The 15316-nt window shown below is 36.6% G+C and carries 15 protein-coding genes; 11 read left to right on the top strand and 4 right to left on the bottom strand.

What is annotated here, in order from left to right; translation table 11 throughout:
• Nucleotides 1-299: 299 nt before the first annotated feature.
• The 6 genes from ACEW8O_RS10525 to ACEW8O_RS10500 all read left to right on the top strand — a co-directional run bounded on the left by ACEW8O_RS10525 (nucleotide 300) and on the right by ACEW8O_RS10500 (nucleotide 7788).
• Nucleotides 300-857, top strand: a complete 558-nt coding sequence (locus ACEW8O_RS10525) for a helix-turn-helix domain-containing protein (protein WP_373494589.1) — start codon at nucleotides 300-302, stop codon at nucleotides 855-857.
• A gap of 445 nt (nucleotides 858-1302) precedes the next feature.
• Nucleotides 1303-1722, top strand: a complete 420-nt coding sequence (locus tag ACEW8O_RS10520; protein ID WP_373494588.1) for a response regulator — start codon at nucleotides 1303-1305, stop codon at nucleotides 1720-1722.
• 279 nt (nucleotides 1723-2001) lie between these two features.
• Nucleotides 2002-2559 (top strand): helix-turn-helix domain-containing protein, encoded by a 558-nt coding sequence (locus ACEW8O_RS10515; protein ID WP_373494587.1) that lies wholly within the window; start codon nucleotides 2002-2004, stop codon nucleotides 2557-2559.
• 41 nt (nucleotides 2560-2600) lie between these two features.
• Nucleotides 2601-3041 (top strand): response regulator, encoded by a 441-nt coding sequence (locus ACEW8O_RS10510; protein ID WP_373494586.1) that lies wholly within the window; start codon nucleotides 2601-2603, stop codon nucleotides 3039-3041.
• A gap of 228 nt (nucleotides 3042-3269) precedes the next feature.
• The gene (locus tag ACEW8O_RS10505; protein ID WP_373494585.1) at nucleotides 3270-7382 is read left to right on the top strand and encodes a CheR family methyltransferase; all 4113 of its coding nucleotides are present in this window, start codon (nucleotides 3270-3272) and stop codon (nucleotides 7380-7382) included.
• Nucleotides 7369-7788, top strand: a complete 420-nt coding sequence (locus ACEW8O_RS10500) for a response regulator (protein ID WP_373494584.1) — start codon at nucleotides 7369-7371, stop codon at nucleotides 7786-7788. The genes ACEW8O_RS10505 and ACEW8O_RS10500 overlap by 14 nt, the downstream gene beginning before the upstream one ends.
• A gap of 115 nt (nucleotides 7789-7903) precedes the next feature.
• On the opposite strand, the gene ACEW8O_RS10495 is transcribed toward ACEW8O_RS10500, so the two are convergent.
• From ACEW8O_RS10495 to ACEW8O_RS10485, 3 genes are all read right to left on the bottom strand, one after another.
• A complete protein-coding gene (locus tag ACEW8O_RS10495) occupies nucleotides 7904-8095 on the bottom strand; it encodes a CsbD family protein (RefSeq protein ID WP_373494583.1) in 192 nt (63 codons plus the stop codon).
• A gap of 52 nt (nucleotides 8096-8147) precedes the next feature.
• The gene (locus ACEW8O_RS10490; protein WP_373494582.1) at nucleotides 8148-8603 is read right to left on the bottom strand and encodes a hypothetical protein; all 456 of its coding nucleotides are present in this window, start codon (nucleotides 8601-8603) and stop codon (nucleotides 8148-8150) included.
• Between the two features lie 89 nt (nucleotides 8604-8692).
• Complete coding sequence (locus ACEW8O_RS10485) at nucleotides 8693-8929, bottom strand: hypothetical protein (protein WP_373494581.1); 237 nt, start codon at nucleotides 8927-8929, stop codon at nucleotides 8693-8695.
• A gap of 421 nt (nucleotides 8930-9350) precedes the next feature.
• Here ACEW8O_RS10485 and ACEW8O_RS10480 point away from each other — a divergent pair, with 421 nt between their 5' ends.
• On the top strand, nucleotides 9351-9560 hold the full coding sequence (locus ACEW8O_RS10480) for a hypothetical protein (RefSeq protein ID WP_373494580.1): 210 nt from the start codon (nucleotides 9351-9353) through the stop codon (nucleotides 9558-9560).
• A 14-nt stretch (nucleotides 9561-9574) separates the two neighbouring features.
• On the opposite strand, the gene ACEW8O_RS10475 is transcribed toward ACEW8O_RS10480, so the two are convergent.
• On the bottom strand, nucleotides 9575-9853 hold the full coding sequence (locus ACEW8O_RS10475; protein ID WP_373494579.1) for a hypothetical protein: 279 nt from the start codon (nucleotides 9851-9853) through the stop codon (nucleotides 9575-9577).
• A 245-nt stretch (nucleotides 9854-10098) separates the two neighbouring features.
• Between ACEW8O_RS10475 and ACEW8O_RS10470 the strand changes: the two genes are divergently transcribed.
• The 4 genes from ACEW8O_RS10470 (at nucleotide 10099) to ACEW8O_RS10455 (ending at nucleotide 15055) form a co-directional block, all read left to right on the top strand.
• Nucleotides 10099-11502 carry a sigma-54-dependent transcriptional regulator gene (locus ACEW8O_RS10470; RefSeq protein WP_373494578.1) on the top strand — a complete coding sequence of 468 codons (1404 nt, stop codon included), beginning with the start codon at nucleotides 10099-10101 and terminating at the stop codon, nucleotides 11500-11502.
• 770 nt (nucleotides 11503-12272) lie between these two features.
• On the top strand, nucleotides 12273-12404 hold the full coding sequence (locus tag ACEW8O_RS10465; protein WP_373494577.1) for a hypothetical protein: 132 nt from the start codon (nucleotides 12273-12275) through the stop codon (nucleotides 12402-12404).
• A gap of 40 nt (nucleotides 12405-12444) precedes the next feature.
• On the top strand, nucleotides 12445-13857 hold the full coding sequence (locus tag ACEW8O_RS10460) for a histidine kinase (protein ID WP_373494576.1): 1413 nt from the start codon (nucleotides 12445-12447) through the stop codon (nucleotides 13855-13857).
• Nucleotides 13858-14374: 517 nt separating this feature from the next.
• A complete protein-coding gene (locus ACEW8O_RS10455; RefSeq protein WP_373494575.1) occupies nucleotides 14375-15055 on the top strand; it encodes a LytR/AlgR family response regulator transcription factor in 681 nt (226 codons plus the stop codon).
• Nucleotides 15056-15316 lie beyond the last annotated feature (261 nt).

Below are 15316 nucleotides of genomic sequence, written 5' to 3'. Positions count from 1 at the left end.
AACAAGATTCACCCAAAAAAATGTAGTCTTCCGGACTTATAAAATGACGGACAGCTTTCAAAGCCAATAACAACATCAATATTTTCCAGTTCAATGTCTAATTTAATTACAATAAAATCCAAAAAATCTATAATGTGAAGCTAAAATTACAATTGTAATTTGCAATAATTTATTTCCAATAAATGGCAAAATCTTTGCTATTATTCAAAAAATAGATGGGATCTCCTTAAATAATAGGATTTTACAAATTTTAATAAGGAGTTTTAAACTAAGTAATAACCTTAAAAACTAAACATTTTATGAAACTGATCTTAAATTATAACCCGCATGCCCTGGCAAAAAAAGTAATTGAAAAAGAGATAGAAAAATTTGGACTTGAATTTTCCTATACCAACTGTGGCCAAATTGAGTTTTTAAATAAAATAAATAAAGAGGTCTATGAAAATTTAAAACTGAATCTATTGGAATATGGGATTTATGTTCAGGAAAATCAACAGGAACAATTAATTCAAAGGATTAAAGATGTCATTGATGATTTTATATTCAGTGAAGAGAATTATAATTACACAACCTCACATTATATATCGGATAAACTAAACCTGAGTTACAATTACATTTCCAATATATTTTCAGAAATGACGATGACAACTTTACAGTTTTATATTATCCTTAAAAAAATTGACCGTGCCAAAACCATGTTGTTAAGTGGAGAATATAAACTAAATGAAATTTCCTATAAGCTAAATTACAGTAGTGTATCCCATTTGTCTGCGCAATTCAAAAAAATCACCGGTTTGACCGCTTCCCAATTTGAGAAAATTGTTTCCAAAAGGAATATCTCACTAACCAACAACTAGGAGCGGTACCGTGTAACTATTAAAAAAATACGGATTGGGTTTGGCGGAAGATGAGAAAATAATCTTCTGATTTTTAGGATAATAAAAATCAATTATTGTAATACTGAAAAGTGGGCCATGCAAATACTCTTTTGATATGTTTGCTTGGTTTGCTTTTATATTTTTTTTACGATTATCTGATTTGAATTTTGTTTAATGACTTTGTAATTGTAATTAATGGCTTCTTCTGTTTTTTTCTATAGGTTTAACTTTGAATTATTTTCAAATTTTTTTAAACAATTATTCAAAAGAATTGTTTAAATTTTCCAATCTTGATTTGATATTCAAAATCTGGGTATTTCCCTCTAATCACCAATAATACATCTCTAACCAGCACATTCATGATAAATGTATGTAACGATCTACTTATCAAGTATATATTGTATTTAATCAATCAAACAAACTGATGAATACTTCTAAGAGGATATTATTGATCGATGATGACATTGATGATCAGTTGTTTTTCCAGTGGGCAGTAGCACATATTGATCCTAGTGTTGAATGTGTTTTTGCCAATAATGGCGTTGAGGGAATCAAAAAGCTGGCTGAAATGAATTTGCCCCCAAATTTAGTTTTTTTGGATTTGAACATGCCTTTGATGAATGGGTTTGACTGTCTCAGGCATATCCGCGAGAAAAAAATGATACCTGATGTGTCCGTAATTATTTTCAGTACCTCCAATAATGAAAAGGATATTGCCAAGGCAAAGGAATTTGGAGCTGCAGGTTATCTTAAGAAACCCAATGACACCAAAATTCTAGTGAAGACTTTGACAGAAATATTTTCTGTCGATTTTAAAAAAACCGAGGATTCTATAGTGTTTTAAATGATCTGAGATTCCCCTGTTGATCAATTAAGAATTGATAAAGTATAAAACAATTAAGGAAAAAAATAAAACTATATTTAAATAACAGAAATTATATAAGAATACCGAAATAATTTGTATATCCATTCAATAGATATTAACATTTCTTTGCATTTTAATGCACGTTAAGAGAATGGCTGAATATTTGTTGAAATCGAAAAATTAGCAGGATTAATCCTGCAAAGTAAGGTCATATTGAAGAGTTCTAAACTAAATCGAAACTTTAAAATTTCACATATTATGAAACAGGTATTAGGTTATCAAACACATACTTTAGTAAGGAAAGTAATTGAAAAAGAGATAGAAAAGTTAGGCATTGAATATTCCTATAGCGGCACCGGACATATTGAGCTTATGAATGATATCAACAGTGAGGACTATAATAAATTAAAACTTAATCTACTGGAATACGGGATTTATATTCAGTCAAATCATCAGCAACAGATGGTCCAAAGGATCAAAGATGCCATTGATGAATTCCTTTCTTTTGAAGAAAATTATAATTACAACCTTTCGACTTATATTTCGGAGAAATTGGAACTTAATTATACCTATGCTTCAAATTTATTTTCTGAAAACACCTTGATAACAATTCAGTCCCATATTATTCTCAAAAAGATCGAACGAGCTAAAATCATGATGTTGAGTGGTAAATACAGTTTGACCGAAATTGCTTATAAGTTAAATTACAGCAGTCCTGCACATTTTTCGGGGCAATTCAAGAAAGTGACCGGATTGACCGCTTCCCAATTTGAGAAAATCATTTCTAAACGGAATTTCTCAGATTCTGAAAATTAAGCTATTTAATAAGTAATTTAAAATAAAGACTTTGGGTATCTATGAAAAAAATCAGGATTGTTTTGGCTGAAGATGATGAAGACGATCGCCTTTTTTTCAAGGAGGCTATCAATCAGCTTGACCTTAATACAGAAATAAAATTTGTGGCTGATGGAGATGAATTGTTAAAATATCTGAATGATCCCGAATCTCATTTTCCGGATTTGGTTTTTTTGGATTTGAATATGCCCCGCAAGGGAGGTATTCAGAGTCTTTCTGAAATCAGGGCCAGTCAAAAGTTGACAGGATTATCTGTAGCCATATATTCAACATCTTCATCCGATGAGGACATTGAGAATTGTTTTATAGGCGGGGCCAATGTGTACATCAAAAAGCCAAATAACATTGAAAGCTTAAAATCTGTTCTCTTTAAAGTGATAACCACCAACCACCAATACATTAACTCCACTATGAACAAGGATAACTTTTTAATGGTGGTCTAGAAGGATTCGTAATGACGGCTACTCTGACATATTTTTTTGATTTCTCATAATTGCTATGACTTCTTAAGGTAAGGCTGAGGATTACAACAACCTTTATATTAATTATATATTTTTTGGATTCTTTTTAATTCTTTTTAATTCAATGTGATAAAAGGCCGGATATATGTATTGATATTTCGGATTGGGAAAGACTTTGAATTTTAATTTCAGTAAACCAATAACAATCACATGTCACCAAGAAGTAACAAGCAAAATTCACCTCCCAAAATGAACCAGGATTTTCCAGTTGTGGGAATTGGTGCCTCGGCCGGAGGCTTGGAAGCATTTAAAGATTTTATAAAAAATATTGATAAAAACTCCGGAATGGCCTATGTGTTTATTCAGCACCTGGCACCGGACCATAAAAGTGCATTAACTGAAATCCTCTCAAGCTTAACGGCTATTCCTGTACATGAAATCCGCGATAATATCAATCTGTCTCCGGATCATATCTATGTCATGCCGGCAAATAAGACTGTCACTGCAGTGGGGGGCTTACTGAAACTCATCTCGCGGGAAAAAAATAGCAAAATAAACCAGGCCATTGATCTGTTTTTCAAGTCTTTGGCGGAGGTTCATCAAGAATGCGCCATCGCTGTATTATTTTCCGGTACAGGGTATGATGGTATTGAGGGTTTAAAAGCTGTAAAAGAAAAAGGTGGGGTGACTATAGCACAAGCCCCTGAATCTGCGACTTTTGAAGCAATGCCCCAAAATGCGATCAATTCCGGTTCGGTCGATTTTATACTGAAACCGGAAGAAATTCCCATGAGGCTGCAGCATGTAAAAAATGCCTATAAGGGAAGTCAAGCCTTTTTGGAAGAAAATGAGAAGGAAGTTATGGCAGATGAAGTATTCAAGCAGATTCTGAAAATTATCCGACATCGGTCCGGTAATGATTTTACCTACTACAAACAACCCACCCTGCGCAGGAGAATAGCCCGACGGATGGCGATCACTTCTAATAAAAATATGGGGCAGTATCTGGATTTTCTCAAATCCAATGATACCGAGCAGGATTCGCTTTTCAATGAAATCCTGATTCCGGTCAGTTACTTTTTTAGGGATTCGGATATTTTTGATTCACTCAAGGACAAGGTTTTTCCGATACTGCTCAAAAACAAAACCGAGCAGGACACCATCCGGATTTGGGCAACAGGATGCTCTACCGGGGAGGAAGCCTATTCTTTAGCCATCTGCATGCATGAATATCTTTTGGAAAATGGATTAAGCAATAAAGTGCAGGTCTTTGCTTCTGATATCTCGGCAAAAGTTATTTCCACTGCCAGAAGCGGACTTTATAGAATGGAGGATTTGCTGAAAATATCGGAAAACAGGTTAAATACATATTTTATCAAAAAAAATGGCAATTACCAAATCATCAAGGACATCCGTGACATGTGCGTATTTGCTGTGCATAATTTTTTGAAAGATCCGCCTTTTTCCAAAATGGATTTGGTCTCCTGTCGGAATGTGCTGATCTACTTTACCCAAGATATCCAGAAAAAAGCCTTGTTAAATTTTCATTATGCATTAAATAAGAAAGGTGTCCTGTTTATAGGAAAATCCGAAACGACAAATTCTGTTGAAAACCTTTATGATACCCTGATTAAAAACCAGAAAATCTATACCCGAAAAGGGGGCCCCGGCATTCACTACACTAGTTCCAATTATCGGCGTAATTTTCTTCCTACATCAAGGACGACATCGGACTATTCATCGATGGATCCACCGGAAACTGATTTTATTAAAATCGCAAATACCATAATATTCAACCGTTTTACTCCTGCAGGGGTCATTCTGGACAAGAATTGGGATATCATTCATTTCCATGGCGATACGGGCCCCTTTATAGGACATACGGAAGGGGAATCAAGCCTGAATATCCTCAAAATGGCCCACGAAGACCTGGCTTTTGAATTGAAAAATGCGCTTTTGAAATCCAAGGAAAAAGGGAATGTCAGTAAAAAAGGCGTTCATATCAACAGTAATGATTATGTAGTGGATTTTGATATCATTCCAATACCTTCTGAATCCGATCCTCATTATATGGTATTGTTTCAATCCAGAATAATTTCTGATGATCCCGGCCGGGGAAATGAAACTGATAAAAAGCGGATCAAGATGCTGGAAGCCGAACTGGTGCAGCTCCGAAAAGATATCTGGAGAGTTTCAGAAGAGCAAAAGTTGGCATATGATAAACTACAAAATGCGCATGAGGAGCTGTTGAGCAGCAGTGAGGAACTTCAAAGTCTAAATGAAGAACTTGATACCACATCCGAGGAGCTCCAATCCAATAATGAGGAGTTGATCACTGTCAATAATGAGCTGAAGGACAAGGAAAATCAATTGGTCAAAGCCAGGCAATACGCTGAATCCATAGTGGAAACCATTAGGGAAGCATTGGTGATACTTGATTCCGATCTACGGGTAAAAAAAGCCAACAAGGCATTTTATAAATATTTCAAGACTACGGAAAAGGAAACCCAGGACAGGTTGATATTTGAACTCCACAACAGTCTATGGGATAGACCGGAACTGAGAACACTGTTGGAAAAAATAATTCCCAGCAATACAGTTATAGAGGATTTTGAAATTACAGGTGATTTTCCGGAAATAGGAGAGCACAGCCTTTTGATCAATGCCCGGAAAATTCTGAATAAAAAACATTCTGAGGACTTGATTCTGATGGCATTTGAAAATGTGACCGAACTTAAAATGGCTAAAATCCTTCGGGAAAGTGAGGAAAAATTCAGGGTAATGGCCAATACGGCCCCATTTTTACTTTGGATTTCAACACCTGATACAAAGATAAACTTCTTTAACAGAAGCTGGCTGGAATATACCGGCCGGGAAATGGAACAGGAAAAGGAAATGGGCTGGACCAAAGGGATTTTTGAAGAAGACAGGGAAAAGGTAAAGGATGAGTTTGACAAAAGATTCAAAGCAAAGGAACAGATCAGTATTGAATTCAGGCTGAGAAGACAAGATGGAGAATATCGCTGGGTATTTTTTAAAGGAGTCCCCAGGTATAACCTGAAGGAAGAATTTATGGGTTATGTAGGCGGGGCTACCGATATACATGAGCAGAAGATTTTTTCATCAGCTTTGGAAGAAAAGGTTGAAATCCGTACCAGTGAACTTAAGGAATCGCAGAATTTTCTGGAATCCATCCTGAATATGACCCAAAATTTGATTTACATCTATGATTTTGAAAAAGGAAAAATTGTTTTTGCAAATACCCAAATAGAACACTGTACAGGATATACGCCGGAAGAAGTCGTTAAGGATTCCCGGGACATCTTTACCCCATTGATCCATCATGATGACCTGGACCATGTAAATAAGCAGCGTCAAAAACTTTGGAAATCATCGAATGAAAAAATGGTCAACATGGAATTCCGGATCCAACACCGTGATGGAGGTTGGACCTGTCAGTTGTCCCAGGGGCTTGTATTTAAGCGGGACGAAAAAGGTAAGGTATTACAATATATCGGTGTTTCCACAGACGTGTCCGAACTTAAAACTGCCAATATTAAATTGAAAGAGCAAAACAGGGAATTAGAGCGCAATAATACCGAACTGGCCTCTTTCAGTTCCATTGCAAGCCATGACCTGAAGGAACCTCTCCGCAAGATTCAGTTTTTTCTCAAACTTACATTTGAAAATGATAAGGAGGTAATTTCGAAAGTATCCCAAAAATACCTGGACCGCGTCATGATCTCTGCCAACCGCATGCAGCAGCTTATTGATGACCTTATCAGTTATTCCCGGACCAGCTCCCAAAAAATCCGCTTTACTTCCACCGATCTGAATATATTGATGGAAGAGGTTTTGGATGATTTAAGGGAAAACCTTTTGGAAAATCAAGTTCAGGTGTCAGTTGGCCCTATGCCTACCATACCTGTGATTCCCTCACAATTCAGACAGCTTTTTGTCAATTTGATCGGCAATGCCATTAAATACAAAAGGGCCACACCGGAAATAAAAATAACCTGTGTGAAAGCGGATACTGCTGAAATCATGTCATTGCATGGGAATTCGGACAAAAACTTTTATATGATCAGTGTTTCTGATAATGGGATAGGCTTTCCTTCAGAATATTCCGAGAAGATTTTTGAGCCGTTTCAGCGGCTTCATGGGAAAGATGAATATTCCGGTACAGGCATCGGACTGGCAATATGTAGCAAGATAATGACAAACCATAATGGTTACATCATTGCTGAAGGAAAGGAGGGAGAAGGTTCTACCTTTAAGATATATGTTCCATTTAAAAATAAAAAATTGGATGGAAAGAAATAGGAGGATTTTATTGATCGAAGATGATCTGGATGATCAGATGTTTTTCAAGTGGGCTTTGACGCTTATTGCCCCAAGTGTTGAATGTATAATTGCCAAAAATGGTGTTGAAGGTATCAATAAGATAATGACAATGAAGGTGCCCCCCGATTTTGTTTTTTTGGATCTGAACATACCGATGATAAACGGCTTTGATTGCCTCAGGCATATCCGTGATAACAACCTGATACCTGATGTGCCGGTGATTATTTTCAGTACTTCCAGAAATGAAGTTGATATAGCTAAGGCAAAAGAACTTGGCGCTGTGGGATTCTTCCATAAACCCAAAGAAATAAAAGTGCTGTTGTTACTATTGTCAGATATATTATCAGTCGATTTTAAAAAATCCGGGATTTTTTTTGAGTTTTGAATTCATGTCATCGGGATCAAAAGTGAGAAGAAAAAATACGGATGACTGTAGATGTTTTTTCTTCGAAATTAAAAAAAGCCGGTCAATCCTTCAAAAGGCTGACCGGCTGTTTTGGTTAAAGGTTGTCAATGAATTTTTTGACTTCTTCTTTGGACTGCCCTGTTTTTTTCTGGATTCTTCCCAACATTTCATCTTCTTTTCCTTCTGCATAGGTCAGATCATCATCGGTAAGTTCACCGTATTTTTGTTTCAGTTTACCTTTGATCTGATTCCAATTACCTTTGAATTTGTCATTTAAAGCGCTCATAATTTTGATTTTTAATGGTTTAAATTACTATTTAATTTGGGCATTTTTACTTCTAATTGTAGTCTTCGGTATGGTTCCCGTCCAGATCGAATGTGACTACGGTGACTTTTCCATCGCGTTTGAAGTGCATTTCATAATAGACTTTTTTATCTCTCTTAAATGGTCTGGAATCAATTAGCTCCTGATCTCTTAAGGAAGAATCATTTCTGATGATGTTATAGACTGTAAGGGGTATGAAACGTGTCTGATCTGTATTTTGTGTATTTTGGCCCAAAGTTGGATCATTGGATTCCGCATCGATGTAACTTCCCGGATTTAATGCCTCATCGTCCCAACTTCCCTCGGTTCTTTCATCGATATCATTTCTTTCATGGAAATCAGATCTTTCATTGACGTCATTTTCTCTATCCGCATATTCTTCCTCTGTATTCCTATTCGCACAGGAAATAAAAATAGCTCCGGTCAACATAAATAGAAGCAGTTTATAAGTCGTTTTTTTAGGTTTCATGAGCTGAATATTTATAAATTTTATTAAACCGGTCAAAAAAAATGCAGGAATGTCGGTTGACCCGTTCATTCCTGCAAGATCTTCGTGGATTAGTCTTCCTTATCTGATCCCTGTGTTTTTACAATTTTGTTGTAAACTCCAAATAAAAGAAATGGCGCTGCCCACTGTCCTATAAAAAGGGCAGTTTCGTCTTTCCCCACAATTTTCAAAACCGCTGAGACTGCCATTGCTGATATGGACGACCATAGAAAAACATCAGACGGTATCTGGGCAGTTTTTTGTTCAATTTCTTTGGCCAATTGGCCTTCTTTATTGTACTCTTTCATAATCTTATCATTTTTTGTTTTAGATAATTAAAATTTATCCAAAAGTCATACCACCTACCAATAGAGTCTATTATTACAATTTAGAGGCCTATTTTGCAGAGAAAGGTATAAATCGCAGTGACCGTATTTGGGGTTATTGTTACTTATTATACCCATTCTGGGTCAGTTTGCGCCCATCTGAAAAAATATCAATTATTAACTTTTTCTTTCTTTTCTACAGATGAAGTTGTTTTGGATATCGGACGAAGGCCATAAACCATAACTATGTCCAATTTTTGCTATAAGATTGAAAGAAAAAGATGTGACCTTTTAAATTATGTTGGGCTGGTTTGATATTTGGAATTGAATTTATAAAAATGGAATTTCGGCAGGGAAGTTTTCCTGCAAAAAAACACTTTAATACCAAATCAAATATAACATCATGAAAAGCCAACTATTATTACCATCAATCATTTATAAAAATTATAATGCTGCAAAATTGGTCCTAAGGGTAAAAAAAAATCCAAAAAAGAGTATAGTACAGATAAAGTCGGATATATCCGAAAGTCAAAATAATTCAACGGATGAAATTTTTAAAATAAAACCCGAAAGGCGGGTAATTAATTTAGATTTTTTAGGGAGAGATGATTAAATGAGACAACCCAATTAATTGGAAGCCAAAAAGCGGACCTCTCCTAACCACTCAGATTTCAAGGTCTGTCTTGCATTGGGATTGAGCGGAGATTTGGCCCTGTCCTTCGGAACCAACTCACTTGATGTTTTTTTATTTCTCTGATTTGTTTTTCGGTCTGTTGTGTCTCCGGGTTCTTCGAACCGGTCGTTGGAACGGTCCTGTTCAGTATCGTGGCCTCTTTTATTACCACAGGACATTAATATCAATAATCCAATGAGGTGAATGTTCACGATTAGTTTTAAGCCTTTCATTTGTATATATTTTTGTGTAACCTGAATTGTAGCCAAGCTTCCTTCAAATTCAAGACCGGTCGGCCAATTGCTTCCGAGGTCCTAACAAAGGAGAAATGTGTTTTTAAAATGTCACCTTTTATTTACATACTGTAACATCTATTCACCAATTTTACCTTAATTATATAAAACTATTGGAAAATGTTGTAATACCCTTTCCTCCTTTACTTCCTACTTTTATAATTACAATTTAACTAGCCAATATTATGAAAAACATACTTGTTGTTGACAATCAGATTTCGTTCTGTAACCTTATAAAGAATTTTTTAACCAAAATAGGTTATCAAGTAGAAACAAGCACTCAGGCTTCACATGCCATACAATTGATAAAAGAAAGCTATTTTCATGTTGTTATCTGTGATTACCGGTTACCAAATACAGATGGAAATGTGTTTTTCGAAATGATCAGGAAAGTAAGCCCCGATTCTGCGGTTATTTTCACTTCCAATCAGATTAATCTTAAAAATGTAGTAACCATGATCAGAGAAGGAGCTTCGGGTTATTTGTCCAAACCTATCAATCCGGATGAATTAGTGGAGATATTGGAGGAAGATCATATAAAGAAAATTAATACAGTAAAAAATTTGAAAAAAGAGGCTCCTATTGACAATCAACCCGAGTACGTGGTCGGAAACAACAAAAGAGCTAAGGAAGTGCAATATAACGTGAATAAAGTAGGGCCAACCAATTACTCTGTGATCATTGAAGGAAAGACAGGAACAGGAAAAGAGTTATATGCGAGATTGATCCATCAGAACAGTAGCAGAAGAGATCAGCCTTTCATTGCAGTCGATTGTGGTTGCCTATCCAAAGAATTGGCAGGGAGTGGACTGTTTGGGCACGAAAAAGGAGCTTTTACAGGAGCAATATCCCACAAAATAGGTTTTTTCGAACTGGCCAACGGCGGAACGATTTTCCTTGACGAAATATCAAACCTTTCAAGTGATATCCAAATGGCCCTTTTGCGGGCATTACAGGAGAAAGTAATAAGGAAGGTAGGAGGAACAAAGGAAATTCCCATAGACGTAAGAATAATCTCGGCAACAAATGAAGACCTCCTTGCCAAATCGGAAACTTTGGGTTTTAGAGAAGACTTGTTCTACAGGTTAAGCGAATTTGTATTAAAGATTCCTACTTTGAAGGAGAGAGGAGATGATTTATTTCAATTTATTGATTTTTTTCTGGAAAAAACCTCAGAGGAACTCGGAAGGCAAGAGCCTCCCCAATTCACGGATGAAGCGATGGCCCTATTGGAAGCATACCATTGGCCCGGGAATATCCGTGAACTTAAAAACGCCATCAAGAGAGCTTGCCTGTACATTAATAAGAATAACCTTATCCCTGCTACATCCCTTCCGGAAAGGATTCGAAACACGCATCGCTTATCAGTGTCTTCTAATGGAACTCTTGCTGAAACGGTCCGCGAAAACCACAATACCTATCAAGAGGAGGAGAAAGACCTTAAATCAGTCGCATTAATGGCAGAGTCCGAAAAAATAAAGGAAGTGCTCAAAGATGTGAAATACAACAAAACCAAAGCTGCACAAAGATTGAACATACACAGGAAGACACTGTACACCAAACTCAAAACCATGAACATCGGTTATTGATATTTTCCTTTAATAAAAAAAATATCCATCAATATTGAGTTGATATATGCTTCGCGATATAAATAGAAATATGCCTTCGGCGATATTGAAATGATATGAACTTCGTGATATAAATAGAAATATGCCTTCGGCGATATAATATTCCATAATCGCCGCTGAGTTGGGAAATAATATCCTTCAATATTGAAATGATATATGCTTCGTGATAAAAATGGAAACCCGCCTGCGGCAGGCAAGTAAGCTTTCTAAATGATATATGCTTCGTGATAAAAATGGATATCCGCCACGGCGGACAAGTTTTGCCTTCGGCGATATAATATTCCATAATCACTGTTGATTTTTGGAAACAACATCCATTAATATCTAACCGGCCTGAGGCAGGCAGGTATCCACAAATATCAAATTCATATTATGCTTTCGGAGAATATTAAAGACATTATGCTCTGCCACGGCAGACAGGTTCGCGATATAAATCTCCTGTATCAAGCCTGATTTGACAGAATTGCCACTTTAATTTTTAGAAATTATTTCAATATATTTCAACCATATTTCAACTTTATTTTTTCTACTTTATCCCGAATCGCCCCTACTGAACACTGCCCACTGCCTACTGAACACTGAACACTGCCTACTGAACACTGCCCACTGAACACTGAACACTGAACACTGCCTACTGAAAATTCCACCCCACATTCCCCGGCATTCGTCACATTTTATTGGCTGATTTTTGAGCTTACGCTATACTTGTGGGGAATTCAAGTAATTAGACGATGAAAAGCAAAATACCTTTCTTTCTACTCATAGCCTTGGGCATTTTATACAACATTTGGTATTTCAGCCAGAACGACAAAGAACAAAAACCGGAAGAGCCTCCTATTGAACTTCCTATTACCATCAATTAATCCTCAAAAATTCCTTTAATTTTAAATCTTACTTATCCCTATGAAAGATTCCCCTTTACCTTTTAGACAAATAGAATGGTGGGTTGTGACCTTGGTTTTCCTTTCTATCATCATGATCAATATTCTGAACGCAGGTTTCCTTTATTATAAACCTACAGATCAGCAAATAGCCACTTACTTTGCAAAGCTATTTATCCCGGTCATCCTCTTCCTCTCCTTTTATTTTATCCATATGAAAATCATTCCCGGATATGAAAAAGAAAGGAAATCATGGAAATATGTTTTGTTCTTAATCTTATTATTCTTGGGGTCATTTATACTCAGCGGGGCTTTTTCAACCGAGGCAAATATTACCAATGATTTTTCCATGCCTTTTTACTTTGGGGCAATAGCCATCTATGGAGGATATCTCCTTTTGGCATACATACTCGATCAGATTCTCACTCCTCCCCGATTGGGAAATTATATCCTGTTCAATACCATCAGACTTTTTGCCATTTACCTATTCGTGATTTTATTCCTGATACAGTTTCAAAAATTTGGCACCGAGCCAATAATCATAGTTTTTGCAGTAGTAATCCCGAGCATTGTATTCATTATTCTCTTTAATTTCTTTTTGATCTATGGCAATAGAAAACAAGGGAAAACACAACTTGGCAATTATTTTTTAGCCATTTTGGAATTCTCTATTGCTTTGATTTTCCTGGGAATTGCGATTTCAATTGGTACTTTCGCACCGGTATTTGTTGGCCTGGCTGCCATGATCTTGGTTGCGGTGGTATTGGTTCCTGCCTCCAATCTCGTCTTCGAAAAATATGATGCCTACCTCGGAGAAATCAATACCTTGTCCACCAAAGTAACCCAATCCAACGCCAACCTTGATTTTCTTCGCTCTCAGATCAATCCTCATTTTCTGTTCAATGCTCTGAATACATTGTATGGCACTTCGCTTCAGGAAAATGCTGAGCGGACTTCCGAGGGCATCCAAAAGTTGGGAGACATGATGCGGTTTATGTTACATGAAAACAATCAGGACAAAATCCTTGTGGAGCGCGAAAAGGAATATCTTGTCAATTACGTTGATTTACAACTCCTAAGAATCAAAGAGCAGGAAAATATTGAAATCGTTTTCTCCAAAGGAGAAGATTCCTGTGCAGGAGAAATCGCTCCCATGTTATTGATCCCTTTTGTGGAAAACGCCTTTAAGCACGGCATCAGCCTCCAAAAGAAATCCTGGGTAAAGATCAGCCTGAGATGTCTGGCAGGTTCAGTTCATTTGGATGTCAACAACAGCATCCACCGCTCCGATTCAGAAGATCCCGAAAGAAAATCAAATGGTATTGGTCTTGAAAATGTCAGACAACGGCTAAACTTACTTTACCCGGGAAAACATGACTTGGTGATCAGGGAGAATGAGATGGAGTATTTTGTACATTTATCCATTAAATTATAATTTCAATATTTTAAATACCTGATACTGATTGATTTAAGGCCTTTGGAATTATTTAAGAGATATATGCTTCGCGATATAAATTGATATTTGCCTTCGGCGATATAATTCTCCAGCATCAAGCCTGATTTGGGTAATAATATCCATCAATATTGAATTGATATATGCTCTGCCACGGCAGACAGGTTCGGGATATAAATTGATATTTGCCTTCGGTGATATTTAAAAGATATAAACTTCGTGATATAAATGGAGATTTGCCTTCGGCGATATAATATTCTAAAATCACCGCTGATTTTGGAATCAATATCCATCAATATCTAATATCAAGAGATATATACTTCGCGATATAAATTGATATTTGCCTTTGGCGATATAATATTCCAGCATCAAGCATGATTTGACAGAATTGCCACCTTAATTTCTAGAAATTATTTCAATATATTTCAACTTTATTTCAACCATATTTCTATTCTTTTTCCACCATATTTCAACATAATTTTAACCCAATAATCAAGAAATGTTAACCTCAATAGCAATAGACGATGAACCGATGGCCTTGGAAGTGGTGAAATCGCATGCTGCTAAAATTCCTTTCTTGGATTTGAGATCAACGTTTACAGATGCCATCAAAGCTTTGGAATACCTAAAGGAAAATCCTGTAAACCTGATTTTTTTGGATATCAAGATGCCGGATATATCGGGTATGGAACTGGCAACGCTGATTCCCAAAGAAACAATGGTCATCTTTACAACTGCCTATTCGGAACATGCCGTCAAAAGTTTTGAATTGGATGCGGTGGATTATTTATTAAAACCTTTTAATCTCAGCAGATTTCTAAAAGCCTGCCAGAAAGCCCAAGAATGGAATGTACTCAAAAATGGCCAGCCCAACGGTTCTATTTTTATCAAAACCGGATACGAACAAGTCAAAGTCAATTTCGAGGATCTGTTGTTCTGTGAAGCCAATGGCAACTATGTGAGTTTTCACTTGCCCAATGAGAAAATCCTCTCCAGAATGACCCTTTCCGAAACCGAGAAGCTGCTTCCCCCCTCTTTTGTCAAATCCCACCGTTCCTTTATCGTAAATACCCAACACATCCAAAAAATCGAAAGGCACCAGCTTACCTTGGGTGGTAAATTGGTCCCTGTGAGTGGGAGCTTTTATGAGGGGTTGGTGGAGAAGGTGAAGGGGATTTGAGGGATGAAGGATGAGGGATGAAGGTAGATTTTAGATTTTAGATTGAAGATTGAAGATTTGGAATGAAAAGTGAAGGATAAAGGATGAAGGATGAGGGATGAAGGGGAAAAAGGTAGATTTTAGATTTAAGATTTGGTATCAGGGGAGTTCAAGGATGAAAGAAAAAAAGGTAGATTAATGATGTTAGATTGAAGGATGAAATTAGAAGGATGTTGGATAAAGGCACGGGTTGTCCGAAGCCTCTGGCTTCGTGACGCTGAG

The organism is Aquiflexum sp. (assembly GCF_041749095.1).
Classification (GTDB): domain Bacteria; phylum Bacteroidota; class Bacteroidia; order Cytophagales; family Cyclobacteriaceae; genus Aquiflexum.
Note: the sequence above shows the minus strand (reverse complement) of the source record. Positions and strands in the feature narration are given on the sequence as shown.

Excerpts from the sequence above, each read along its gene's own strand:
- ACEW8O_RS10505 (WP_373494585.1), top strand. The coding sequence starts at position 3,270 with ATGTCACCAAGAAGTAACAAGCAAAATTCACCTCCCAAAATGAACCAG.
- ACEW8O_RS10515 (WP_373494587.1), top strand. The coding sequence starts at position 2,002 with ATGAAACAGGTATTAGGTTATCAAACACATACTTTAGTAAGGAAAGTA.
- ACEW8O_RS10470 (WP_373494578.1), top strand. The coding sequence starts at position 10,099 with ATGAAAAACATACTTGTTGTTGACAATCAGATTTCGTTCTGTAACCTT.
- ACEW8O_RS10510 (WP_373494586.1), top strand. The coding sequence starts at position 2,601 with ATGAAAAAAATCAGGATTGTTTTGGCTGAAGATGATGAAGACGATCGC.
- ACEW8O_RS10490 (WP_373494582.1), bottom strand. The coding sequence starts at position 8,603 with ATGAAACCTAAAAAAACGACTTATAAACTGCTTCTATTTATGTTGACC.
- ACEW8O_RS10500 (WP_373494584.1), top strand. The coding sequence starts at position 7,369 with ATGGAAAGAAATAGGAGGATTTTATTGATCGAAGATGATCTGGATGAT.
- ACEW8O_RS10525 (WP_373494589.1), top strand. The coding sequence starts at position 300 with ATGAAACTGATCTTAAATTATAACCCGCATGCCCTGGCAAAAAAAGTA.
- ACEW8O_RS10465 (WP_373494577.1), top strand. The coding sequence starts at position 12,273 with ATGAAAAGCAAAATACCTTTCTTTCTACTCATAGCCTTGGGCATTTTA.
- ACEW8O_RS10480 (WP_373494580.1), top strand. The coding sequence starts at position 9,351 with ATGAAAAGCCAACTATTATTACCATCAATCATTTATAAAAATTATAAT.
- ACEW8O_RS10460 (WP_373494576.1), top strand. The coding sequence starts at position 12,445 with ATGAAAGATTCCCCTTTACCTTTTAGACAAATAGAATGGTGGGTTGTG.
- ACEW8O_RS10455 (WP_373494575.1), top strand. The coding sequence starts at position 14,375 with ATGTTAACCTCAATAGCAATAGACGATGAACCGATGGCCTTGGAAGTG.
- ACEW8O_RS10475 (WP_373494579.1), bottom strand. The coding sequence starts at position 9,853 with ATGAAAGGCTTAAAACTAATCGTGAACATTCACCTCATTGGATTATTG.
- ACEW8O_RS10495 (WP_373494583.1), bottom strand. The coding sequence starts at position 8,095 with ATGAGCGCTTTAAATGACAAATTCAAAGGTAATTGGAATCAGATCAAA.
- ACEW8O_RS10520 (WP_373494588.1), top strand. The coding sequence starts at position 1,303 with ATGAATACTTCTAAGAGGATATTATTGATCGATGATGACATTGATGAT.
- ACEW8O_RS10485 (WP_373494581.1), bottom strand. The coding sequence starts at position 8,929 with ATGAAAGAGTACAATAAAGAAGGCCAATTGGCCAAAGAAATTGAACAA.